The 25,106-nt window shown below is 40.2% G+C and carries 24 protein-coding genes; 14 read left to right on the plus strand and 10 right to left on the minus strand.

Features of this window, described 5'->3' with window-relative positions; all coding sequences use genetic code 11:
* Both H5163_RS04075 and H5163_RS04080 read left to right on the plus strand, forming a co-directional pair.
* On the plus strand, nucleotides 1-636 hold the full coding sequence (locus H5163_RS04075; RefSeq protein ID WP_182734428.1) for a LysE family translocator: 636 nt from the start codon (nucleotides 1-3) through the stop codon (nucleotides 634-636).
* A gap of 17 nt (nucleotides 637-653) precedes the next feature.
* Complete coding sequence (locus tag H5163_RS04080; RefSeq protein WP_145237363.1) at nucleotides 654-1,118, plus strand: methylglyoxal synthase; 465 nt, start codon at nucleotides 654-656, stop codon at nucleotides 1,116-1,118.
* Nucleotides 1,119-1,125: 7 nt separating this feature from the next.
* Here H5163_RS04080 and yegD read toward each other — a convergent pair whose 3' ends face one another.
* The 6 genes from yegD to H5163_RS04110 form a co-directional block, all read right to left on the minus strand.
* Nucleotides 1,126-2,493 (minus strand): molecular chaperone, encoded by a 1,368-nt coding sequence (gene yegD, locus H5163_RS04085; RefSeq protein WP_182731081.1) that lies wholly within the window; start codon nucleotides 2,491-2,493, stop codon nucleotides 1,126-1,128.
* Between the two features lie 64 nt (nucleotides 2,494-2,557).
* Entirely contained in the window at nucleotides 2,558-3,406 is an 849-nt protein-coding gene (locus H5163_RS04090) for a DNA ligase (protein WP_182734430.1), read from the minus strand.
* A 34-nt stretch (nucleotides 3,407-3,440) separates the two neighbouring features.
* Nucleotides 3,441-4,097, minus strand: coding sequence for an HAD family phosphatase (locus tag H5163_RS04095; protein WP_182734432.1), 657 nt, complete (start codon nucleotides 4,095-4,097; stop codon nucleotides 3,441-3,443).
* 61 nt (nucleotides 4,098-4,158) lie between these two features.
* Nucleotides 4,159-4,458 (minus strand): hypothetical protein, encoded by a 300-nt coding sequence (locus tag H5163_RS04100; RefSeq protein WP_145237374.1) that lies wholly within the window; start codon nucleotides 4,456-4,458, stop codon nucleotides 4,159-4,161.
* Nucleotides 4,459-4,579: 121 nt separating this feature from the next.
* A complete protein-coding gene (locus H5163_RS04105) occupies nucleotides 4,580-6,871 on the minus strand; it encodes a TonB-dependent receptor (protein WP_182734434.1) in 2,292 nt (763 codons plus the stop codon).
* A 380-nt stretch (nucleotides 6,872-7,251) separates the two neighbouring features.
* Complete coding sequence (locus H5163_RS04110; protein ID WP_182731078.1) at nucleotides 7,252-8,937, minus strand: mechanosensitive ion channel family protein; 1,686 nt, start codon at nucleotides 8,935-8,937, stop codon at nucleotides 7,252-7,254.
* Nucleotides 8,938-9,657: 720 nt separating this feature from the next.
* Here H5163_RS04110 and H5163_RS04115 point away from each other — a divergent pair.
* Nucleotides 9,658-10,206, plus strand: coding sequence for an HdeD family acid-resistance protein (locus H5163_RS04115; protein WP_145237379.1), 549 nt, complete (start codon nucleotides 9,658-9,660; stop codon nucleotides 10,204-10,206).
* 77 nt (nucleotides 10,207-10,283) lie between these two features.
* Here H5163_RS04115 and H5163_RS04120 read toward each other — a convergent pair whose 3' ends face one another.
* Nucleotides 10,284-11,156 carry a mechanosensitive ion channel family protein gene (locus H5163_RS04120; RefSeq protein ID WP_145237382.1) on the minus strand — a complete coding sequence of 291 codons (873 nt, stop codon included), beginning with the start codon at nucleotides 11,154-11,156 and terminating at the stop codon, nucleotides 10,284-10,286.
* A 180-nt stretch (nucleotides 11,157-11,336) separates the two neighbouring features.
* On the opposite strand from H5163_RS04120, the gene H5163_RS04125 reads away from it, so the two are divergent.
* The 6 genes from H5163_RS04125 to H5163_RS04150 all read left to right on the plus strand — a co-directional run bounded on the left by H5163_RS04125 (nucleotide 11,337) and on the right by H5163_RS04150 (nucleotide 18,639).
* Nucleotides 11,337-11,546 (plus strand): hypothetical protein, encoded by a 210-nt coding sequence (locus H5163_RS04125; protein WP_145237750.1) that lies wholly within the window; start codon nucleotides 11,337-11,339, stop codon nucleotides 11,544-11,546.
* Nucleotides 11,547-11,798: 252 nt separating this feature from the next.
* On the plus strand, nucleotides 11,799-13,931 hold the full coding sequence (locus tag H5163_RS04130; RefSeq protein WP_182734436.1) for a M3 family metallopeptidase: 2,133 nt from the start codon (nucleotides 11,799-11,801) through the stop codon (nucleotides 13,929-13,931).
* 144 nt (nucleotides 13,932-14,075) lie between these two features.
* Nucleotides 14,076-15,503: an amidohydrolase family protein gene (locus H5163_RS04135; RefSeq protein ID WP_182734438.1), complete on the plus strand. Its 1,428-nt coding sequence runs from the start codon at nucleotides 14,076-14,078 to the stop codon at nucleotides 15,501-15,503.
* Nucleotides 15,504-15,594: 91 nt separating this feature from the next.
* Nucleotides 15,595-16,440, plus strand: coding sequence for a DMT family transporter (locus H5163_RS04140; RefSeq protein WP_145237392.1), 846 nt, complete (start codon nucleotides 15,595-15,597; stop codon nucleotides 16,438-16,440).
* A gap of 69 nt (nucleotides 16,441-16,509) precedes the next feature.
* Nucleotides 16,510-17,835: a glycerophosphodiester phosphodiesterase family protein gene (locus tag H5163_RS04145; protein WP_145237395.1), complete on the plus strand. Its 1,326-nt coding sequence runs from the start codon at nucleotides 16,510-16,512 to the stop codon at nucleotides 17,833-17,835.
* Nucleotides 17,836-17,904: 69 nt separating this feature from the next.
* Nucleotides 17,905-18,639 carry a dienelactone hydrolase family protein gene (locus H5163_RS04150; protein WP_182734439.1) on the plus strand — a complete coding sequence of 245 codons (735 nt, stop codon included), beginning with the start codon at nucleotides 17,905-17,907 and terminating at the stop codon, nucleotides 18,637-18,639.
* Between the two features lie 8 nt (nucleotides 18,640-18,647).
* On the opposite strand, the gene H5163_RS04155 is transcribed toward H5163_RS04150, so the two are convergent.
* A complete protein-coding gene (locus H5163_RS04155) occupies nucleotides 18,648-19,571 on the minus strand; it encodes a LysR family transcriptional regulator (protein WP_149980844.1) in 924 nt (307 codons plus the stop codon).
* 144 nt (nucleotides 19,572-19,715) lie between these two features.
* Between H5163_RS04155 and H5163_RS04160 the strand changes: the two genes are divergently transcribed.
* The 3 genes from H5163_RS04160 (at nucleotide 19,716) to yghU (ending at nucleotide 22,174) form a co-directional block, all read left to right on the plus strand.
* Nucleotides 19,716-20,399, plus strand: a complete 684-nt coding sequence (locus tag H5163_RS04160; RefSeq protein ID WP_149980845.1) for a type 1 glutamine amidotransferase domain-containing protein — start codon at nucleotides 19,716-19,718, stop codon at nucleotides 20,397-20,399.
* Nucleotides 20,400-20,502: 103 nt separating this feature from the next.
* A complete protein-coding gene (locus H5163_RS04165; RefSeq protein WP_145237407.1) occupies nucleotides 20,503-21,099 on the plus strand; it encodes a rhomboid family intramembrane serine protease in 597 nt (198 codons plus the stop codon).
* Nucleotides 21,100-21,334: 235 nt separating this feature from the next.
* Nucleotides 21,335-22,174, plus strand: coding sequence for a glutathione-dependent disulfide-bond oxidoreductase (yghU, locus tag H5163_RS04170; RefSeq protein WP_182731072.1), 840 nt, complete (start codon nucleotides 21,335-21,337; stop codon nucleotides 22,172-22,174).
* Nucleotides 22,175-22,218: 44 nt separating this feature from the next.
* On the opposite strand, the gene H5163_RS04175 is transcribed toward yghU, so the two are convergent.
* The gene (locus tag H5163_RS04175; RefSeq protein WP_182731071.1) at nucleotides 22,219-22,722 is read right to left on the minus strand and encodes a DUF6622 family protein; all 504 of its coding nucleotides are present in this window, start codon (nucleotides 22,720-22,722) and stop codon (nucleotides 22,219-22,221) included.
* A 361-nt stretch (nucleotides 22,723-23,083) separates the two neighbouring features.
* Between H5163_RS04175 and H5163_RS04180 the strand changes: the two genes are divergently transcribed.
* Nucleotides 23,084-23,683, plus strand: coding sequence for an FMN-dependent NADH-azoreductase (locus H5163_RS04180; RefSeq protein WP_182734441.1), 600 nt, complete (start codon nucleotides 23,084-23,086; stop codon nucleotides 23,681-23,683).
* Nucleotides 23,684-23,902: 219 nt separating this feature from the next.
* Nucleotides 23,903-24,331 (plus strand): OsmC family protein, encoded by a 429-nt coding sequence (locus H5163_RS04185; RefSeq protein WP_145237444.1) that lies wholly within the window; start codon nucleotides 23,903-23,905, stop codon nucleotides 24,329-24,331.
* 107 nt (nucleotides 24,332-24,438) lie between these two features.
* On the opposite strand, the gene H5163_RS04190 is transcribed toward H5163_RS04185, so the two are convergent.
* Complete coding sequence (locus H5163_RS04190; protein WP_182734507.1) at nucleotides 24,439-25,050, minus strand: flavin reductase family protein; 612 nt, start codon at nucleotides 25,048-25,050, stop codon at nucleotides 24,439-24,441.
* Between the last annotated feature and the right edge of the window lie 56 nt (nucleotides 25,051-25,106).

The following is a 25,106-nucleotide window of genomic DNA, read 5'->3' on the forward strand; positions in this document are numbered from 1 at the left end:
ATGATCAATTTTGAATTTTTACTGTCATTTTTAGCCGCGAGTTTTTTCATCGCTGTTGCACCAGGTCCTTCCAATGCTTTTTTAATGGCGCAAACTTTTGCCAATGGCCGCGCAGCAGGCTTACAAAGCGCATTTGGTTTTGCTTTAGGCGGAGTGGCGCATACTTTATTTGCCGTTGTCGGTCTTACGGCTATCCTAAAAGCCTCAGAAGTGGCTTATACCAGCGTACAATACGCTGGTGCTGCCTACTTATGTTATTTAGGTTTTATGATGTTTAAAAGCACATTTATCCAGTCAGAGTGCAGTAGCGAAGATAAACCCCATGTAAGCACCAAGAAAAAAACTAATATTATGTTTCAGGCTATGATGACTGAAGTGCTCAACCCTAAAGTAGCGTTATTTTTTATTGCGTTTATTCCGCAGTTTGTTGATCCAACCCTGTCATCATCAACTACATTTCAATTAGCTTTCTTTGGCTTACTGTATCCACTTTTTGCGTTTCCGATTGACTGCACGTATATTTACTTTGGCGATAAAATTGCAGGCTACTTTCGAGAGCACCCGCAAAGCCAAATTTGGATTGATCGTATAACAGGTGTAGTATTTGTAGTTCTTGCGGTTAATCTACTCATCTAAAAAGAAAAAGAGTCAACATGGAACAAAAACAGCAAACCCTTCCAGCGCAAAAAAATATTGCTTTAGTTGCACACGATGGTAAAAAAGCAGCCTTGCTAGCCTGGTGTAATAAACATCGCGATAACCTCAGTAAGCACACATTGTATGGCACAGGCACCACAGGTCATTTAATTGAGCGAAATACTGGACTTGAAGTTATCAAACTACTTAGTGGCCCTATGGGAGGCGATCAGCAGTTAGGCGCTAAAATTGCGGAGCATGAAATTCATGTATTGATTTTCTTTTGGGATCCACTTGCATCTCAGCCTCATGATCCTGATGTTAAAGCGTTATTACGCTTAGCTGCGGTATGGAATATTCCAGTGGCGTGTAATGAAGTCAGCGCAGATATGATTTTAAGCTCGCCTTTGATGCATAACGAGCTTGAACGGTCATTGCCAGATTACGAGAAATACCTCGCAACCCGACAAGTCATTCTATAAGCCCCCTTTAACGATAAAGCATACTTGCCCATTTAGTGAGTCCGGCGGTTACACTACCAAAGTGATCGCCGTTTACCATTTTAATATCACCTAAGTGCTCAACTAATGCAGCTTTTATTAGTGGCGATTGCGCGCTGCCACCGGTAAGGTAAATCACATCAGGAACGGTCCCTGCATCTTTAATCGCTTGTTTTGCTAAACTTACTATTTGCATAATCGAATCATCAACCGCCACAGCTAAATCAGCTCGTGATAGCACTTTATGTAATTGCGGCGCTAAAAACCCTAATTCACAGTCATACTCAGTCACTGACGAAAGCGCAATTTTTGCCGCCTCCCCTTGCTGTACCAGCTGATGACCTTGCTTATTTTGCTGCAAATCGATCAGTCGTTGAAATAACTCAGGTGCTTGTACTTCACGTAACTGCGTAAGTAATTCTCGGTGATGGCTTTGACTATAAAACTGGCTTTGTAAGTTCACATCGTTAATTTTACATGCTTGCCAAAATGCTTGATTAGGCAGTGGTAAACCTGATTTAAACTGACTGCCTAAACCAAGCAATGGCATTAATGCGTGATAGCTTAAAGCAATGTCTAAATCATTACCGCCAACACGTTTACCTGTATGCGCTAAAAAGTCATGATCACGGTCACTACTATCACGAAAGCTAGGTCCCATTTGCACAAATGAGCAGTCACTGGTACCACCACCAATATCAATAACCAATACTTTTTGATCGTGATTTAAGTCACTTTCATAATCAATTCCTGCTGCGAGTGGTTCATATAAAAAAGCCACATCTTTAAAGCCAGCTCGTTTTGCTGCACGCTCTAAAATACCAATTGCTTGTTGGTTTGATTGCTCTCCACCCACGGCTTGGAAATTTACCGGGCGGCCAATAACCGTTTGTGTTAACTCTTTTTGTAGTGATGTTTCAGCACGCTGTTTGATTTTTAAAATCATTGCGGTGGCAATATCTTCAAAGAAGTTGATTTGCCCTTGCTTTAAGCCTATTGCCCCAAAAAACGATTTAGGGGATTTAACAAAATAGCCTTCTTCAGGAAATTGCACATATTCGTTAATTGCTTCACGGCCAATAAAAAGACTTTCATCACCGGGGGCTAGATCTAAGTCAGACTTGATCCGCACCATACTATTGAGCAGGGCTTGGCGCTGGGTTTTAAAATCAGTTTCATAACTTGTACCTGTTAGATGCTGAGCAACAAAATCGACAACTAAAGCACTGTGATGTGTGTATAAGGTTGAAGGGAGGTAAAACTTACCTTGCTCTAGGGGCACCAGCTCAACAGTATTTTGAGCATTCATTACACCCATTGCGCAATTAGAACTACCATAATCAAAACCAACTACCATTACTTCACCACAACTAACATCAAAAGGCCGCGCAATTTAGCATACTTACGGCTTTTTTTAAATGTTAATCAGGATCGCGTTGACGTAAAAAACTGGCAAACCGTGGTAAACCGTTTTTAGTAAAACCATGGTATCGGTATGTCACCGTCGCTCCTATTGCGGGTGGATTTTGGCGCTGTGCGTTACTAAAGCCAGTACCAATTGAAAACTCTTTTCCTTGTGGTGTAACTACTTTTAACGCCCCTAGCATGCCAGTAAATTTGCCTTTTCCTGGAAGATGAGCAATGACGACCGCTTCACTATCAAAATAAGGTTTTAACTTTAACAGCGCATCAGAACGGCCACTTTTATGCATTGCCGAGGCTAAATGCAGCATTACACCTTCACCACCTTGCTGAGTTACTTTATCAAAGTACGCAGATAATGCCTGCTCTGTGGTAAATTGATACTGCTGTACTGCTTGGATGTGAGGCTTATTTAATGTTTTTACTAAACGTAGATAATTTTCATAGCGTACTGCAAAGGGATTATGTTGATCTGGCATGTCAAATATCTGATAGGTGACTTTTTGCCAGTCACTATCCAACGGCTGTAAAGTGCGCACAATACCACTGAGGTCTGCAAAATCACCGCGCTTGGTCCACAACTCACCGTCTAACCTCAAATTAGGTAAATCAGCAATAAACCAGCCTGGCGCATTAATGGCATTGCCATTACGGGTTATCAACTGTGTTCCCGTCCAAATCGCACGGACCCCATCAAACTTCTCACTAACGAGATAGTTTTCAATGGCAAGCGCTTGATCTTGTGGGTAAACCTTGGCAAGTTGGGCATCAGCGGTGATCTGTGTATCAGTTGCTAAGCAAGTAAAAGTACTGATCAGCAACCATAATACTGTTAGTCCTTTAAGCATATCGGTCTCCTTGTTTATCACCAAGCAGACTAAACTATAGCTTAGTTTGTACCCATTGCCATAGCTGCTGTAAATTATCCATGCGAGAAACAGCTAAACTTAAATCGTGGCCTAGGGTGTGTTTATTCGGTATTGCAACCACAGCTACGTTTGCATTAGTTGCTGCTGTAACGCCGGTGTGTGTATCTTCAACAGCAATTGCTTGCTCTGCTGAAATCCCTAATGTTGTCAGTGCAAGTAAATAAGGGTCTCCCGCAGGTTTTGGATTTTGCACGTCGTCTTTAGTCACTACGCAGTCAAACCATTCATAAAAGCCATAGCCTTTTAAGATAGGTAAGGCCTCATGGCGTGAACTACCCGTCACTAATGCCATTTTAAGATCGCTTTGCTTCACTGCCTCTAATACCTCTTCGGCAAAAGGCATTAAAGGAGGTAAATTAGTGGTAACAAATTGCTCGAATGCATCATATTTAGCCTGCGCTAACCACTGCGGTGAAACCGATAAGTTATATTGCTCAACCACTTCAATTGCCGCATCTAAGGTCGGTCGACCTGAAAAACGTTGGCAAAAATCATCTTCTTCATAGCGCACGCCAAACGGTGCTAAAACATCATTCCAACAGTTAAAATGGACACTTTCTGAATCAACTAAAGTGCCATCCATATCAAATAATACTGCTTTTAATGTCATCCTCATTCCTTTATTTTTCAGCAACAAAAAAGGCGCTCATAGCACCTTTTTGGTTTAATACTTATGCTGTTAAACCTGCTGGCGGCTCTGCAAATGCTTCTTCACCCGTTTCAACATCTACCAACTCGTAGCCACGTTCTTTTCTAACAACTTTTAGTACAGGTTTTTCAAATGCTGTTTTTAAACGCTCTGCGTCATCTCGTAACGCATCTAAGGTGTTGCCAAAAGGCGCTGCGCCCGTTTCTGACCAATTCGTTACTTTACCATTTAGGTTATATTCAACCTCATGTATTTGATATTGCGCCGCTTCATCTTTAGTTGCTTCACAAAAAATCACTCGGTAGTTCCAAAATCCAGCCATTGTTCTTCTCTTGTTAAATTTAATTGTCGCTACTTTAGCAGCTCTAATAAGGCTTTTCACTAGCGTAAAAAAAAAAGCCCGCAAATAATGCGGGCTTAAATCTACTTAACTAAAATGGAGTTTAGTAAAACTTCACTTTAAATTCTGCACCGATATAGCGTTCTTCATTTACCATACCAGTGTTATTATTGAAGTCGATTGCACCGATTACTTGTTGCTCGTCAAATAAGTTACGTACAAACGCAGATACTTCATACTCATAATCACCTTCAGCCCAGTTATAACCAGCACGTAGGCCAGTTTCTAATAGTGATTTACCTTCGAATTCAACTGACTCATACAAGAAGAAGTCAATTTCGCTGCGGTATGAAATATCGGTATAGGCGAAGAAGTCACCACCAGCTACTTCTTTAGTATAACGAAGCGTTAAATTAGAGATCCATTCCGGCGCATGCGGAAGGCTATTGCCATCCAAAATAGCGCGATCTTCAGGGCCAAATGCGCCAGGAACTTGGAATGTAGGATCTTTCACGGTGCACTGCGCACATACAGCAACAGCAAGGTCATTATCTTTAAGCTTAGTTTTGTTGTAGCTTAAGTTAAATGTAGCATTCAACTCATCAGTTAATACCCACTCAGTGTCTAGCTCAAAACCATAACCGGTCGTTTTATCAGCATTTACTAAACGGTTAAAATTAGCGCCACCACCTACAGCCGTTAACTGCTGGTCATCCATTTGATAGTAAAAAACAGTCGCATTTACACGGCCGCGGCCATCTAACACATCTGATTTGATACCTGTTTCGTATGATGTAACAGTCTCTGACTTAGCAATCGTTACTTCATCGCCAAATAAAATACGGCCCTGAATGCTTGGCGCTCGGAAGCTATTCGCAATACGTGCATACCAGTTAACATCGTCGTTAATTTTATAGCTTGATGAAATATCCCAGCTGATGTGATCATCACTAGGGTTTTCAGTTAAAAACAGTGCACCACCGCCAGCAGGACTTAATGTACGATTTGCAGAGAATTCTTTATCATCATCAGAATAACGAAGGCCAGCAGTCACTTTAAAGTCATCTGTTAGTGTGTAGTCAACCGAACCAAAGACTGCCCACGCTTTAGTGTCTTGCTGTTGAATAACATAACCATTTAGTGCTCCATTAGCAGCAGTATCATAGCTGTAGTTCTCAATGGTTAACGCTTCATCAAAGTAAAATACACCTACTTGATAATTTAAGTCACCAGTGAAGTTACTTGATAAACGAAGTTCTTGCGTATACTGGTCGTGCTCAGGAATACCATCAGCACTTTCTGAAGAAAATGGAATAAACCCAGGTCCCATTGCAACAGCTACGTCATTAATTGAATAACCACCGTAACCACCATCGATGTCTGCGCGAGAATAAATTTCTGCGCTTTCCCATGCTGAGATAGAGGTAATAGTATGGTTAGCCAAATCCCACTCAAGTTTTAGATTGGCACCTTGAGATTCAACCTGCTGTGTCGCACGAGAAGCTGCATCATGAAAAACTACATCATGATCATAGCCATCAACTAAATCATTACTGCCTTTTTTAATAACATTGGCACGAAAAGCAATTGGTGAACCGTCCATATCACGCACATGGTAGTTAAATAAACCGGTAAAATCATTGCCTTCATACAAGAATTGGATACGTGCGGCTTGGTCAGTGTAGCCACCCAGAGCATCTTTTTGTTCAAAGCCTGGCGCACGATTATCAATATAATCGTCTTTATCCTGCCAAAGTACTGATACACGTGTTGATAAACGGTCTGTTAATGCACCACCAACTGCACCTTCAAAGTCTACTGCACCTCGGCTGCCGTAAGATACAGAGCCATAGCCATCAAAATCTTGGCTTGGTTTAACTGTATCAAATTTAACTAAACCTGCCGGCGTATTACGACCAAACAAGGTGCCTTGTGGGCCACGTAATACTTCAACACGTGCCACATCAAATACAGGGAAGCCCTTTAAAATAGCATTTTCTTGTACTACTTCATCAACTACCAATGATACTGGTTGCGAGGCATTTAAATCAAAATCAGTATTACCTAAGCCACGAACATAAAAGCGTGGGAAAGAACGGCCAAATGAAGACTCAATCGATAAGCTTGGGATTTTCGCATTCATAAAGCGAATATCCATGCCAGCAGAGCTGTAAGCATCTAAATTATCGCCTTGCAATGCAGATACTGCGACAGGTACTTCCTGTGCATTTTCTACACGCTTGCGCGCAGTGATTTGAATAACTTCTAATTGCTTGCTTTGCGCAGTTGGAGCTTGTTCATCAGCAGCAAGAGTTGTAAATGAAGTACCTGCTACGGCAGAGAACAACGTTGCATTGATTAGGGTTGCTAACGTAGATCTTTTCATTGCTTTCATGTCGGGGTTTAACCTTTTTAGTGCACTCTTATTCAACGGTTGATGTGTTGCGCCAAATTCACTCGGCGGGTTCGGCCAATTTTTCGCGCCTTAAGTTAAGCTGCGCGGACCTCTTTGTCGAGAGTGCAAAACGAAGTAAAGAGGCTGAACGAACGCTGAAGATTATAGCACTGTGTGACACTTTTACTGCATTAATATGTACAAAAATATAAACTTTTTACAACATATGGCGACATGATAGAATAATTTTAGAAAAATTATGCAAATATATTTATTTCATGCGGACATTTGTCCTGTTAATTTCAATGGTGAAACTGTATTGGCTGTATGTAATCATCTATAGATATGTCTTTATAAACCAACTACACAAACTAACAATTTCACCCGCTAACTCGAGCAAATTCAGGATTCGCTAATTGACAATTATGCTCATTGAGTAAGCCTAGAATAGCTAAATTTAACTCTTCGATTATTTCCATATACTCGGAAAAATCAGTTGTTACTACATAACTCAATAAATCAATTTGTAATGCCCATGGCGTAAAGCCTTTAAAACGAACTCGACATGGCGTGTCATCAATCTTTTCGTGCTTATCAAGTAAGTTTTTACATGCGGCCATAAAAGCTAATAGATCATGTTGTTTAGTTTTGGCACTGAGCATTAAGTTAGGGCGATAGGAAATTCTTTCTCGCTCTGAAATGTTCTCTAACTGCATATCAACAAATTTTGCATTTGCGACGTATATAACAGATCGATCTAAAGTACGTATTCGGGTAGCACGTAAGCCTATTTCTTCGATGGTTCCCATACTTGAACCAAATTTACATAAGTTACCTATTTTCACTGGCGAAGAGATATATAAAGTAATTGCCCCTATTATATTTTCTACCGTTTTTTGCGCTGCCAATGCAATGGCTAATCCACCAATACCTAAGCCTGCAAGTAAGGTGGTGGCATTAAAACCTAAATTTTCAAACCACAATAATACGGCCACAATCACGACCAGAGTTTTTAGCACATTACTTGCTGGACGCAACAAAAATACAGCTTGTGGTTTTTTTTGCTCAATAAAGCGATCTGATAGGCGATGTTTAATAATATCAACGCAACGTAAAAACACCCAAGTCCATGCAACTAATAATACTGTTGCGCCTTGAGCAAGCGCAACGACTGTAATAGTAACATTGGAAATATCATAAAGTGAACGCGATAAAAGTACAGCCAACAATAAGCAGATAGGCCCTTTAATAAGCGCGAGTACATCGTCAGGTGTTTGCACTATAAAACGATGTAAGATCGCTGCAAAAATTCGTGTAATTAATATCGCAAGCAAAAAGAACGCAAAAAACGACCCGATAAAATAAACCCACTGCCATACCATTACTCCCAACAACTGTGTTTTGGGTAAATTATTATAAAGCCACTCGCCAAGCACGTTATAACCAAATTCATCAATTAAAAATGGGATATTACTAACTGTTGCATTCGATATTTTCCAAACTTTATTATTTCCTTTTTCATCAGGAACACGTTGTAATAATATTTGTACAGGCCCTCGCGACGTCGTTATCTCAGCAACTAAATCTCGATAACTAGGTACTGGTTCATTTTTCTTTCCTTCAGGTTTGTTACTTAATGTATCGATATCAATCCATAGCGTGCGATCAAAAACCAGTGACAGTTGCTCAGCCAGTAACTCTGGTGCAATTGCTTTAACTTCAGGTGGTAAATTTCGATAATCTAAATAATTTGTTGCTAGGGCATAATCGCGTTGGTTTACAGCACGTAAATAAGCCCGCATTGTAGTACTAGGAGTAATACGGTGGAATTCATCATAGGGCAAAGAATCAATATCAATTTCTTTGCCGGTTTCCGCGGAAGTAATTACCGTTGCTTGTAATGACTGTTCGACCTCTGAATTAGGGTTACTTTGACTATCTTCTTTGTTCTCATTATCAAACAGAGATTTTACCGTTATCTCTGGCTGTGCGAATAAACTGAAACTCAAAGAAAATAATATGGACAAGCCAATTAGTTTTAATAATGTTATGAAGTACTTATCCATAAATCAATTCCTTGAGCTGTTTTAATTTAGCACCTTACCTGTTATTAACTATAAAAGCGTTAACACTTATTTAAAAGTTAAAAACAGTATACTTCACTAGAAACTTCGCTCTAGGGCGTATTTATCTTTCTAGGTTACTATTACAGCAATATATTTGGTTTTTAGGTAAGACAAAGCTATATAGTGTGGTTATTTCCCATAAGTAAGCAATAACGCTGCATGTGATTAGGACGTAAAACAAAAAGAAAGTGGCATATCAAATTTAAAGCTAATAGCATCAAGAGACGTCGGTTTCTCTCATTTTTAACCTTAGCCAAACACATCATTAAGCTATTTAAGAAACGTATTACAAAACGACGTGGAAAAGTCTCAAAAACTTTATTTTGAATGAATAAAAGCGCTCATTAGGTAAAATCAGGGTCTATCAGCTCGAACGGTTTTGCCTAGGACGTTTAATTTTTTGTTGCCCGCATAGATGTAGATTAGAAACATGGGAAGATGCACAAACTTTGCTCTATTTTCACTTAGCCCACGTAGGTTACAAATCTAGCGTCATGATCTACTCGCCCCTAAAATGGAATGAATTTTAGCTCCCAAAGGTCAAAATGCCCCAACGCTATACACATAACGTGGAGTTTGACCTAAGTACCTACACAAGCTAACGTATATGCAGTATTTATGCTGTTAAATATAATTTTAGCGCTGTCATTAAGGAATAGAATGGATCTAACCACCACACTTTCAAAAAACTGGTCAGTACTGTTAGTACGCGGCCTCATTGCAATTATTTTTGGCGTTATTACTTGGTTAGCACCCAATGCATCTCTGAGTATTATGTTGTTATTTTTTGCGGGCTATTTTTTATTTGATGGCATGCTAAGAACATGGGTTGCTTGGAACTCTAAGCAACACAATCCCTATTGGCGCTGGTTATTGGCCGGTGGGGTGTTATCAATCATCGCAGGACTAGTTACCCTATTTGCACCAAACGTTACCGCGATACTATTACTTTATTATGTCGCTGCGTGGGCCATAGCGATTGGCGCTGTTGAAATTTTAATTGCGCTTAAATTAAGAGCGGAAATATCTAATGAGTGGATATTAATTATTACTGGGGCAATATCAGTATTATTTGGTTTATATTTAATCTTTAATCCTAGCGCAGGGATCCATACTTTACTTTGGTTAGTCGCCACTTACGCCGTACTATTTGGTGCTTTAATTGTATTATTTTCATTAAAGCTAAAAAAGATGGTGCAACAGCAATAACTCATCAATAAAAACGAAGTAATTTGCTACTCGTTGCAGCAAATTACTTCTGCAAGACTATACCGGTACCGCTGGATTTATTTCGTTGCTCGTCCCCGCCTTAATGCAATTTCACCATCAATATGTATATCGCGTTGTGGGAAAGAAATAACGACATTATGCTCAGCAAATATTTTATATACGCTAAAACGAATATCACTGCGGACTTGGCGCAACATGGTTTCTGATTCAGCACAAACCCAAAAAATAGCATTGAACACTAAAGAGCTTTCAGCAAAATCATCAAATAACACTGAAGATGCCGGCGTCGGGAGTATTGCAGGATGTTCGCTCAACACTTGTTTGATCAGTTTTTCAACTAACAATACATCTGATCCATATGCCACACCAACACTGACAGACGAACGAGCATTGCGGTCAATCAAGGTCCAATTCGTCACTGTGTTTTCGAGTAGTTGACTGTTTGGTATAAGCATGTGCACACCATCGTTACGACGAATGCGCGTGGAGCGGGTATTAATCGTTTCAACCACCCCTTTAGCGTTGCCCACTTCTAAGAAATCTCCAATACGAATTGGCCGCTCCCACATTAAAATCCAGCCACTAATAAAGTTATTAATGATATTTTGTGCCCCGAATCCTACACCAATAGCTATAGCGCCAGAAACAAAGGCAAATGCTGTTAACGGAATATTTAACACTTCAAGGGAGGTAAATATTAAAATTGCGATACTTAACACTAAATAAATACGGGTAAATAAATGCACCGCATCAGGGTTCATTTTACGTGCGAGCAGAGTTTTTCGTATTAATCGACCAATCCATGTAACCACAAACCACATGGCAAAGAGTATCAAAGGCACTTGAATAACTTTAGCTACAGTAATTTCGATATTGTTATAACTAAAAATTACATACGATAAATAATGAGAGATTGACTCTAACGTCATACTTTTTCCAAAATTAATAAAACAAATAGCTATTCAGGGTTAAGTAAGTTTAGCACGCCATAATGGCATTTACGGAGAAGTTAAAGTTCAATATGTTTTTTATGAACAAATCATTAACATTTTCTTACAGGTAATGCTATATAAGTACTGTAAGCTTAAATAAAGCACGAGGAACGAATGATGTCACAACTGACCTTAAATCAAAAATTAGCCACGTTACAACCTTTAGTTGATTTGCAACTGTTTGAATCAAGTATTGAATACCGCAATAAAATTTTGTCTGTGCTTGCAGAGCAAGAACATACTCTTAATTGCATTAATAAAGAGTTTGGTCACCAACAACCGGCTAGTTTTGGTAGCGAAAAAAAGTTTGTTTTAGGTTACAACTAATTTTGCTACTTCGCGCATGCAACATAAACCAAAACTCCCAATTAAGTACCAACCTGTAGTAGCTTTAATACGTCCTACTGTTTAAGGCTACTATTTCTCGATTTGCACTATTTTTACCTAAAAACACGTTTTTTGCGCTTAATCCCCACCTTAAACCGATAAACTTAGTTGTATATACATGAAAATTTGCTAAGTTATGGGTGTTTTATGTCTCGCCTGTTTTTCAAGGCTCACCTATTTTATGGAGTTCTCATGCGTAAGACCCTTATAGCAACTACAATTGCTAGTGCATTATTATTATCTGCTTGTAGTTCGCAAAACGATGCTGATACAAAAGAGCAAACGACTCAAGTACAAACAGTCAATGTAGACAACGTATTGATGAAACCAAGCCCATTACAATATATGGCACCAGAATTTGATAAATTTGGTACCAGTGATTATGAACCGGCATTTGATGCAGGTATTGCCCAGCAAAAAGCGCAAATCACGGCTATCGCAAACAACCCAGCTCCAGCTACATTTAAAAACACCTTAGTTGAATTAGAACTATCGGGCGAATTGCTTGATCGCGTTTCAACCGCTTTCTATAACTTATCTGGTTTGATCTCTAATGATGAGTATCAACGTATTGCAGCAAAAATGGCCCCAGTGTTATCTGCGCATTCTGATGATATTTATCTTAACAAAGCATTATTTTCACGTGTTGAAACCATTAATGGCAATAAAGCGAAGTTAAATGCCGAAGATCAGCGTTTAGTTGAGTTTTACTACACTAAGTTTGTTAACGCTGGTGCAAAATTAGATGAAGCACAAAAAGCCAAAATGCGTGAAATCAACGCTGAGCTTGCTAAGTTATCAACAGCCTTCTCGCAAAACGTATTAAAATCGTTTAAAGAGGACGTAGTATTAGTAACCGATAAAAGCGAACTTGCTGGCCTTTCTGACGCTGAAATAGCAAGCCTTGCCGCTGCCGCTAAAAAAGCAGGTAAAGAAGGCTACATGATCACGTTAGTGAACACCACGCAACAGCCGATTCTCAGCAGCCTAGAAAACCGTAAGTTACGTGAACGTATTTTTAAAGCATCAGCGACTCGTGCGCAAAATACCAATGGCCCTATCATTATCAAAGAAACCAATTTGCGCGCTCAAAAAGCAGCACTACTTGGCTATAAAGATTGGGCTTCATATGTAATGACCACACGTATGGCTAAAACCACTGAAAACGTTTATGGCATATTAGATGACTTGGCACCTAAAGCTGTAAATAAAGCAAAAGCTGAAGCTGCTGAAATTCAAAAAGTAATTGATGCATCAGGCGAAACGTTTGCCGTACAACCATGGGACTGGGCATTCTATTCTGAAAAAGTGCGCCAAGCTAAGTACGACCTAGATCCTGCTTTAGTTAAGCCATACTTTGAAATGCAATCAGTGATCCATAACGGTTTATTTTTTGCGATGGAAAAACTGTACGGCATTACTTTCAAAGAGCGTAAAGATTTACCACTTTATCACGAAGATGTAATGGCGTTTGAAGTGTTCAACGCCGATGGTAGTGCTATTGGTTTATTCTACATGGACCCTTATGCTCGTGAAGGTAAACGTGGTGGTGCTTGGATGAGTGCATATGTTAGCCAAAGTGGCTTAAAGGGCACAAAACCTGTAATTTATAACGCACAAAACATCCCTAAACCTGCAGACGGTCAGCCAACACTGATGACCTTCTCTGAAGTTACGACTATGTTCCATGAATTTGGTCATGCGGCACACGGTTTGTTCTCAGACGTAAAATACCCAAGCCTTGCAGGCACTGCAACAGCTCGTGACTTTGTTGAATTCCCGTCACAAGCGAACGAAGATTGGAACATCGAACCAACTGTACTTGCTAACTACGCGAAGCATTACAAAACAGGTGAACCAATTCCTAAAGAATTACTCGACAAAGTACTTGAGTCACAAAACTTCAATCAAGGTTTTGGCACCACTGAGTATTTAGCTGCAGCATTACTTGATATGGAATGGCATTCATTTGGTGTTGATAAGAAAATAACTGATGTACAAAAATTTGAGCATGATGCGTTAGAGAAACACGGCATTGCTTACTACCCAGTACCACCGCGTTATAAGTCTTGTTACTTTAGCCACACCTTTGCTGGTGGCTATTCAGCAGGTTACTATGCATACCTTTGGACTGAAGTATTTGCAGCTGATGCCTTTGCACATATGACAAAGCAAGGCGGCTTAACTCGTGACAACGGTGATAGCTTCCGCAAAGAGATTTTATCAAAAGGTAACAGCCGCGACTTAATGCAAAGCTATATTGAGTTCCGTGGTCAAAAGCCAACTACCGAAGCCCTACTTAAGCGCCGTGGTTTAGTTAAGTAAACCAAAATGATTATAATGGGAGTCCGTAATGGACTCTCATTTTTTATCGCCATTATTCATCCTAACTTTGTTACCTTCTAACTCAAATCAACACCTTACAGAAGATATATATGCTAATCTAAATAAAAAATTTAGAGTTACACAATGCAAAATATACTTTTATTTTCAACTTGCTTACTACTGACTGCATGTGCCACAGAACCAACTGAGCACGCCGATATAGTGATCGCTAATGCGACGATCATCGACGTAACAACCGGACAACTCAGCGTTGAACAATCCCTTGCTATTCGCGATGGTGTGATCATAAAGCGCGCTAACAACTCACTAAAAAATAACTACATTACTGATAATTACATTGATGCTAATGATCAATTTTTAATGCCAGGCCTTTGGGATATGCATGTCCATTTTGGCGGCGGTGAAGCGCTTATAGCCGAAAACAAAGCCCTGTTACCACTTTACCTAGCGTATGGCATTACTACAGTACGTGATGCTGCTGCTGATTTAAGTGAGTCAGTTTTAAGCTGGCGAGAGCAAATTAATAATAACCAATTAGTTGGCCCGACCATTTATACATCAGGGCCCAAGCTCGAAGGTAAAGACTCTATTTGGCCTGGCGACTTAGAAGTTGAAACTGTCGAGGAAATGAATGCTGCTATTGATACGCTTGATGCTATGAATGTGGATTTTGTGAAAATCACCGATAGTGCATTAACACCTGAACTTTATTTAAAAGCAGTTAAAGAAGTGAAAAAGCGTGGCTACCAAATATCTGGTCATATTCCGTTTTCGCTATCAGTTACAGATGTATCAAATGCAGGGTTAGATGCCATTGAGCATATGACCTACTTGTTAAAAGCCGCAGCAATTAATGAACCTGAAATATCAGCAAAAGTGGCTTCAGGTGAACTGAGTTACCGCAGTGCTTTGCCAATTATTACAGCAAATATTGATAACCAAGCAGCTTTAAATAAATACGCCGTGTTAGCTCAAAATAACACGGCCGTAGTACCTACTTTAATTGGTGGTCAAATCACCGCTTATATTGATGAAGATAACCATCAAGATGATGAGTTTTTAAATTATTTAGGTAAAGGTCTTAAAGCCACTTACCAATGGCGTGTAGACAGAGCCAATAAAGATACCCAAGATCAAATCAAACAACGTAAAGAACGCTTTGTTAAAACAGCTCAATTACTACCTTTAGCACAACAGGCTGGCGTATCAATTATTGCTGGGACCGATGCTGGATTTTTAAATTCGTATATTTACCCAGGTTTATCTCTTCATCAAGAGCTGGCTATTTTTAGTGATTATGGCTTAACGCCATTACAAACATTGCAATCAGCAACACTTGCTGGACCACAGTTTTTAGGTAAAACGGCGCAGTTTGGAGAACTTACAGAAGGCAAAACCGCCGATATCATTTTCTTAACTGATAACCCATTAATTGATGTACGTAACACGCAAAAGCTCACTGGGGTTATTTCTCATAGTAGTTATTACAATCAAGCAGCACTTGAACAGCTAAAAGTAGATGCCAAGCAATTCGTTAGTTCACAACAGTAAATTAATCACCGGGCTCAGGTTACTTCACTGAGCCACTCCCTTTAATACTCGTTGTAGTATACACTCGCGCTTTTAGTTTGGAGTAAGCACTATGGGCTACTTATTTGCCGTCACTCTATTATGGGCGTTTTCATTTAGTTTAATTGGCGTATATTTAGCAGGTCAAGTTGATGCTTGGTTTAGTGTATTAATTCGCGTAGCCCTAGCCACACTGCTATTTTTACCGTTTTTAAAACGAACACCTCCCCCACTTGCTTGCAAACTCATGCTGATAGGCGCAGTACAACTCGGTATTATGTATAGCTTTTATTACCACTCATTTTTGTTCTTAAGTGTGCCTGAAGTACTGCTATTTACCGTAATGACCCCGCTTTACATCACGTTATTAAACGATGCGTGCAACAAGTATTTTAACCCACAGTTTTTTATAGTCGCTTTTATTGCCGTGCTGGGTGCAATTACTATTCGCTATGAAAACTTAGACAGTAACTTCTTAGTCGGATTATTACTGGTACAAGGCGCTAATATTAGTTTTGCTGTAGGACAAGTAACCTACAAACGTTTAATGCTGGGTAAGCAGCTTGATGATAAAACTGTATTTGGCTGGTTTTTTATTGGTGCACTGATTGTTGCAAGTAGCTGTTATGTCTTATTTGGTAACTCAAACAAATTACCAAGCACCTCAACACAATGGGGCATATTGATTTATTTAGGAGTTGTGGCATCTGGTGTTGGCTATTTTATGTGGAATAAAGGCGCCACGCTTGTCAATGTTGGCGCACTGGCGGTGATGAACAACTTGCTTATTCCTGCAGGCATTGTTGTTAATGTACTTATTTGGAATAGAGACGCGGACATACTCAGATTAAGTATTGGCGCGGGGGTTATGCTATTTGCCTTAGTGGTAAACCAAATAATGGCTAAAAGAGTAAATTAATTACTCTGTAGTTAAACTGTCACTAATAATTAGTAAGGTAGCGTCCACTTTGATTTTTAAGGACAAATAATGAAGCGCATACCTTTACTGACTAGTTGTTTATTATTAATTACACTCGCTGGCTGCGATGACGATGTAGAAATAGTCGAAAAAGAAGTGGTTGTTACCAACACTGAGGTTGAAATTGTTAAAGTTCCTACCCCGGTTATTGTTGAAGTAGCGCAAGGTACGAATATTCAACTCGGTGCTCGCCCCGACTACTTAATTGACGATATGGCCACCAGCGCACTAAAAACAAAATTAGAATCGTGCAAAGACGGCCCTTTTTATCGTACTGATTTTTCAATTGGTCACCGCGGTGCACCTATGCAATACCCAGAGCACACTAAAGAATCTTACATTGCAGCAGCTCGTATGGGCGCTGGCATTGTCGAGTGCGATGTGACGTTTACAAATGATAAAGAGCTGGTATGCCGCCATTCACAATGCGATTTACATACCACCACTAATATTTTAGCGATCCCAGAACTTGCCGCTAAATGCAGCGTGCCATTTACGCCAGCGGATCCTAACAGTGGTACACCCGCTGCAGCTAAATGTTGCACCAGCGATATTAGCCTGGCGGAATTTTTAACCCTTGAGGGTAAAATGGATGGCGCGAACACCAATGCCACCAATGTTAACGATTATATGAATGGAACACCGAGTTGGCGCACTGATTTATACGCCACCTCAGGTACACTCATGACCCATAAACAAAGTATTGCGCTATTTAAAGAGCTGGGTGTAAAAATGACCCCGGAGCTGAAATCGCCTCAAGTGAGCATGCCTTTTAATGGTATGACTCAAGCGCAATATGCACAAAAAATGCTGGATGAATACACGCAAATGGACGTACCCGCAAACCATGTTTATCCGCAATCATTTAACCTAGCCGACGTAGAATATTGGATTAGCACTAATCCTGAATTTGCAGCGCAAAGTGTGTATTTGGATGGTCGCGACAGCAATGCAGGGTTTGATCCTAATAACGCAGCAACATGGCAGCCAAGCATGGCAGAGCTAGCTACTGATGGCGTTAAAATTATAGCGCCCCCTATTTGGATGCTGCTAACCATAGATAACGACAGTAATATTGTACCCTCACAGTACGCTATAGATGCTAAGGCCGCAGGGCTTAATATTATTGCATGGAGCCTTGAACGCTCTGGCCCTCTAAATGAAGGCGGCGGTTATTATTATCAATCTATTAGTGATGTTATAGATAACGATGGCGACATGTTAACTGTGGTTGATGTTTTAGCACAAGAAGTGGGGGTCATGGGGATATTTTCCGATTGGCCAGCAACCGTAAGTTACTATGCTAGCTGTAATAAAATGCCTGCAAGTATTTAAACTTTAAGGCGTGTTTATTTTATCGCGCTCAGTTACCATATATTTTATATTATTTAACTGAGCGCTTTTATGATCATCCAACACCACCATGCAGACTTGCCTACCCTAACAGGTTTAATGCGCACCACGGTTTACCGCCCCGAAATGTCAGGGCAATTTCCCGCGATTATTTTTTATTCTGAAATATTTCAGCAAACCGCGCCTATTGCTCGCAGCGCTGCACTTTTAGCAAGCCATGGTTTTGTAGTACTTGTGCCAGAAGTGTTTCATGAGCTAAACCCTATCGGGACAGTGCTTGCTTATGATGATGCGGGTAAAGATAAAGGTAATAACGATAAGTGGGCAAAATCACTTGAATCCCACGATAGCGATACCCAAGCGTTGCTCGACTTTGTACAAACACAAGATTATTGCACCGGCTCTGTAGGTACTATGGGTGTCTGTATTGGCGGTCACTTAGCTTATAGAGCCGCATTAAACACACACATAAAAGCCGCATTTTGCTTATATGCCACCGACATTCATAGCGATACACTCCCCGCACAAGCCGGTAATAACTCGTTTGAACGCATGGCTGATATACAAGGTGAGATTCACTTTATTTGGGGAAAGCAAGACCCCCATGTGCCACAACAAGGTCGCGATAAAATTTATCAACAAGCTGTTAATACGGGTATTAATTACCAATGGCAAGAAGTTAACGCCCAACATGCCTTTATGCGTGATGAGGGTGAGCGATACGACGGCGCACTAGCAATCACCATGTACCAGCAAGCCGTTGCATTATTTAACCGTACTTTGTAAGCCATAAATTAGACATTTTTAAGCATACCCAATGCGGTATGCCTTTTTATAAAATAATCTTTTAAATAATCGATAAATAAGCGCAGCTTCTTAGAATCGGCGCCGCCGGGTGGAAATACGCCGTAAAGTTCTATATCTTTACTTTTATAGTCATCGAGTACAATTTCCAATAGCCCAGCTTGAACTTTTGGCCATGCATCGTAAAGTGGAATACGCCCGATACCATGGCCTGCTTCAACAAAAGCAGTTCGCGCCGCAGCGTTATTAGTCCTTAAACCACCTTGCATAGTTAAGTTATGCTTTTTACCATCTTTTTGTAGCGTTAATGTTTTACTGCCGAGCTGATACACCACCCATTGATGTTCGCTTAATTGCGCTGGAGTTTTAGGTTTACCGTAATGGGCAAAATAATCTGGCGAGCCACAAATACAGGTACTCATCGTAGTGAGTTTAGTCGCTTGTAAATTGGAGTCACTAAGAGCCACACCGCGAATTGCAAAATCAAAGCCATTTTTAATAATATCAATCACTTCGTCACTTAACTGTAAATCAATATCGATTTTGGGATACTGACGTTTAAAATCATTGATTGCAGGCACAACTAACTGCATACCGACATTCACCGGGCAGCTAATTTTAAGTAAGCCTTGTGGTTCGCTTTTTATATTTTCTATTTGCTGTTTAGCCGCATTAGCTTGCTCAGTAATAATTCTGCAGCGCTCATAATAAGCAATCCCCGCTTCGGTCAGTGCCATAGTTCGAGTTGAACGATTAAGCAGCGTCACTTCCAGTTGGGTTTCTAATTTTTTTAAGTGATAACTTGCCACTGCACGAGTAAATCCCAATTGTTTGGCGGCCGCCGTTAAACTGCCCTGCTCTACAATTTGTGCAAATACCACCATACTTTTGAGTTGCTCAAACGATACCTTCATAAGATCTCCTATACTGACTTACTTTATTGTATCAATTATTAAACCAATAAAGTTGAATTTATCATCGTTGTTTAAAGTGACCTTAATGCATATAGTAGTTAGTAAGATAAATTAAAAATTTAAATCATCAGAAGGAATATGGTTATGGCTAAAAAAATACTTATGGTTCTTACCTCTCATGCAGAGCTTGGCAATACCGGTCATAAAACGGGCTTTTGGGTCGAAGAATTTGCGGCTCCTTATTATGCATTTATTGATGCCGGTGCTGAGGTTACACTCGCATCAGTAAAAGGCGGGCAACCACCGATTGATCCAAATAGCGCCGCACCTGATGCCGCAACAGATGCTACAAAACGTTTTGATAACGACAGTGCAGCACAAACATTGATGGCCAATACAAAAGCGCTTGGTGATGTAAATGCCAGCGACTTTGACGCCGTATTTTACCCAGGCGGTCATGGCCCATTATGGGACTTAGTTGACAATACAGACTCAATTTCATTGATTGAAGACTTTATCAAAACAGAAAAACCTGTTGCAGCTGTTTGCCACGCAAGTGCCGTGTTTTTAAATGCTAAAAATTCAGATGGCAGTGCATTGGTTGCAGGTAAGAAAGTAACTGGCTTTAGCAATAGTGAAGAAGCCGCAGTGCAACTTACTGACATTGTTCCATTGTTGGTAGAAGATGAGCTAATCAAAAAAGGCGGTGATTACCAAAAAACGGATGATTGGGGTGTGCTCGCATTAGTCGATGGCTTATTGATCACCGGTCAAAATCCTGCCAGTTCTGAGCTTGCAGCGCAAAAACTGCTAACCCAATTAGGCTAATTCTTTAATATTGTATCTAAAGCCTTGCTTAACCCAGCAAGGCTTTTCAATTAAGCATCAGGATAGGTATACTCAGTCAAACATATTTAAAATTAAGTGATGTATGGCAAACCCAAAAAGCTCTTTGAGCATTCCTCCTCTAGTCAGTAAACGCTTTACGCTTATTGGTATTATTTTATTGTGTGTTTTACTGCAAATTATTAATAGCTTACCAGGCGTTAACTTAAATGGATTAGGTATTTACCCTCGCAGTCTAAGTGGCTTAACGGGTATTTTTTTCGCGCCTTTTTTACATGGCGGCTGGGCACATTTGCTTAGTAACTTAATCCCATTTGCAGTGCTTGGCTGGCTAGTCTGCCAATATAGCGTCAAACGGTTTTGGGCTGTATTTATCTTTACTGCTGTGGTTGGAGGATTACTGGTTTGGCTATTTGGTCGCGCAAATATTCACGTTGGCCTGAGCGGTGTACTTTATGGCTTGTGGGGCTTTTTAATTTGCTACGGCATTATGCATCGGTCATTTAAGGCCATTGCTATTAGTGTCGCGGTGGTATTTTTATATAGTGGTTTAATTTGGGGTGTTTTGCCACAGCGTCCCCATGTGTCATTTGAAAGCCACCTGTTTGGCGCACTCGCTGGTATTCTTATTGGCTATTATTTAGCAAAACAAGATAAGAAAAGCGCAAGTTATAAGCTTTAAAGTTAGCAAGGTTAAAGATAAAATATTAACCGTCATTATCTCGGATTAAATAAATTTGCGCTTTCTCTATTTCGGTTAGCGCTTTATACCCTCGTGGATAAGGCCATCCATGACCTCATCTAAATGATCTTCATATTACCAATGAAAGTTATCTTTGCTTCCCTTGCTCTAAATGATCAACTAGGATGGGTTGTTCGTAACCTTAATTAAAGTAACCAACGTTTAAGGAGTTTTGATGAGTAACAGCGAAAACTATACCCCGCCTAAAGTATGGCTGTGGGACGCGGAAAGTGGCGGTGACTGGGCAAAAATAAATCGACCAATTGCAGGCGCTACGCACCAGCAAGATTTACCCGTTGGTGAGCACCCTCTTCAGCTTTACTCACTGGCAACCCCTAATGGCCAAAAAGTCACCATCATGCTTGAAGAACTATTAGAGCTTGGTATCACTGAAGCCGAATATGATGCGTTTTTAATTAAAATCGGCGATGGCGATCAATTTGGCTCAGGCTTTGTGGGTGTTAACCCTAATTCAAAAATTCCAGCGCTGATGGATCACAGTACGACCCCTATAACGCGGGTGTTTGAATCAGGTGCTATTTTACAATACTTAGCAGAGAAGTTTGATGCGCTAGTGCCAAGCGACCACACCAGTAAAACCGAATGCCGTAACTGGTTATTTTGGCAAATGGGATCAGCACCTTATTTAGGCGGTGGTTTTGGTCATTTCTATGCCTATGCACCACACAAAATGCAATATCCTATTGACCGATTTACGATGGAAGTTAAACGCCAGCTAGATGTATTAAACCGCCATTTAAGTGATCATGATTACATGGCTGGTAGTGACTATTCAATCGCAGATATTGCTATTTGGCCATGGTATGGCTCGCTGGTATTGGGATATTTATACGACGCCGCCGAGTTTTTAGATGTTGAATCATATACCCACGTGATGCGCTGGGCAAAACAGATTGAACGCCGCCCTGCAGTAAAGCGTGGTCGCAGAGTTAACCGGACTTGGGGCCCAGAAGATGAGCAACTAGCCGAGCGCCACAGTAAAAGCGACTTTTAACGAAAACCTAACAGCGCGATTAGTATGACTAACCGCGCTGTTACTTATGCTGGCTGTAAATCTATTTGGTTATTTCGCGCCTGCAGGATCTGTAAGCCGCGAGCTAAGAATATGCCACTTAAAATACCGTAAATCGCGCTGACAATAACCATAAATTCTGTACTTTGCGTAACTGCTAGTTGTATTGCCAACATCACTCCAACACAATATTTAGTAAAGAAAATGGCCATTATTAGTATAAATGGTACTTTGCTACCAGGTATATGAAACACATGCTGCTCACTTATGTAGCGCACTCCCTTTGGCAAACCGAATTGACGAGCGACTCCCCAACCAAGTACTAAACACACAAACCAAACTGCTAATGCAATTACACCAGAAAATGCGGAGTACACCCCAAAAACTGACAGGCCAGCCATTGCGACAGGTAACACACAAACACTGCGTAACGTGACCTCTCTTGCTCGGGTTTGTTTGACACCAAGCACAATCAGGCCGGCAAATAACGCGAACACCCACAGCGGTGTATGTTTAATTATATCAATCACTAAACTTCCTTTTTATTGTTGTTATTGCTTATTGTATTAGTGCCTTGAGCTTAATCTTATTTAAATAATTAATAAAGTTACAATTACATTTTTTTAACCTTTATATACGTAGCAAGCTTAATGGGCCATCTCGATGCTAACTTAGAGAATAGTAAAAGGCGACGACAAACAAATATCGCAGAGTGTAATCGCCATCATTTCAGTCGTAGCAAAACAACAGCGCAATTTGATAACCAAAAACCACTCAGCAGCAAACTAAAACATTCTCTTAAATCGAATGGTTAAGCCATTAAATTGCATTGTTAATTTGTAATATAAAAGGATATGCTCTTATTAGTAATTTACAATTAAAGGAACGGCTATGAAGAACGTATTATTAATCAACTCATCACTCAACGGTGAAAACGGTAATTCACATCAACTTAGTGAGCAGTTCATTGCTGAGCTTACACAAAAAACTGACATTACAGTGACTCGTCGTGATGTTGCCGAAAACTCATTACCACACCTAACTCAAGCTGAAATGGGCGCATGGATGACAGAGCCTTCACAACGCAGCGATGAGCAAAACAAACTGGCTGCTATTTCTGATGAGTTGGTCACTGAGCTGCAAAATAATAAGCTCATCGTGATGGGCGTCCCTATGTATAACTTTGGTATTCCATCTACATTAAAAGCGTGGATCGATCGTGTTGCTCGCGCTGGCATTACGTTTAAATACACTGAAACAGGCCCAGTTGGGTTAGTTGAAAACACTAAAGTAGTTATTCTTGCTGCTCGTGGCGGTATGTACTTAGGTACTGATATGGATACGCAAACTAAGTATCTAAAAGACTTTTTTGCATTTTTAGGTATCAACGATGTGGACTTTATTTATGCTGAAGGCCTAAATATGCCAGATGGTGATGACAGCAAAAACGCCGCTAGTAAAGAAATTTCAGATTACGTATCGGCACTTTAATTTTTTGATAAACAAGCGGTCAGTAAGGACCGCTTTTTAGTTAGCCATGCTGATTTCATTTATTACACATTCTTATCGTCAGTGGATCCGTGTAACTCAACATTCAATACTTTTGTAAACTTGGTGCTTATGTTGCAACACTCTCTATAAACCGCCCATTTCGCTATGCAAAGGTGAAATCTTTTCAAAGTTAGCGAAATTATTACAAAGGAGATGAGTATGACGATTAAGAAATCTGCACAATCACATTGGTCTGGCGATATTAAATCTGGTAAAGGTCAAATTAGCACCGAAAGCGGCGCTTTAGATAATCAGCCCTATGGTTTTAATACGCGCTTTGAAGATAAAGCGGGCACTAACCCAGAAGAACTAATAGCTGCGGCGCACAGTGCTTGCTTTAGTATGGCGCTATCACTTGCGTTAACTGAAGCAAATTACGTTGCTGATGATATCACCACCAGTGCAGTGGTTAGTTTAGATGAAGTGGATGATGGCTTTGAGGTTAGTCATATAGCCTTAAGTGTAGAGGCAAAAATTGCCGGTATTGCTGAATCAGAATTTAAAAAACTGTGCGAGCAAACCAAACAAGGCTGCCCTATCTCAAAATTAATGAATGCTGAGATATCTCTCACTATGGCACTCAACTAAGCTAAAAAATTAACCGTATATAAGCCAAGTAATTATTACTTGGCTTTTTACTGCACGGTTTTTACTATACGTAAAAGGTATAAACATAAAATAACGTAAAATTTCAGCTAAATCTCTGGCCTAGCCAAGCTAAATAAATCATGCGTTGTCGTAAAGTAATCTCCGCCCATTTTACCAACGGTATTTAAAGCTCTTGGGTCAATATAGCCGTTAACAAGTACACTTTCATCAATATAAATACCAACTACATTTAATAACATCATTTGCCCGCCACCTGCTTGTTCAGAAATAGTGACCACGTCACGTAAGCTACATTCATAACGAACCTTAGCTGCTGCCACCCCCAATGGAGTTACTGATTGACTTGCACATGATGCGATCCCCACAGCCGTAAATTCACTAGTTTGCGAAGAAAAATTACCGCAACTTTGATTCATTTGCTCCACCAGATTATGACTGACCACATTGATAACGCACTCTTTTGTGGCCAGTAAATTGTTTAAGGTATCCTTGTTTTGATTCTCAGCTGGATTTACCTGAGTCACACTCAACACTGGCGGGTTTACACTTGCCACGGTAAAAAATGAATACGGCGCAATATTCACCACGCCATCACTACTTAACGTGCTTATCCATGCGATAGGCCTTGGCGTGATCCCACCAACCAATTTACTGTATGCCCCTTTTTGCTCGTCAGGATCAGTTAAATCAAAATACATCATCACCTCATTAAATTTAAACTCATTAAACTAAACGCCTTTTCACTTTGTTACGT

Origin of the sequence: Pseudoalteromonas sp. SG44-8 (genome assembly GCF_014164125.1) — a bacterium.
GTDB lineage: Bacteria > Pseudomonadota > Gammaproteobacteria > Enterobacterales > Alteromonadaceae > Pseudoalteromonas > Pseudoalteromonas rhizosphaerae.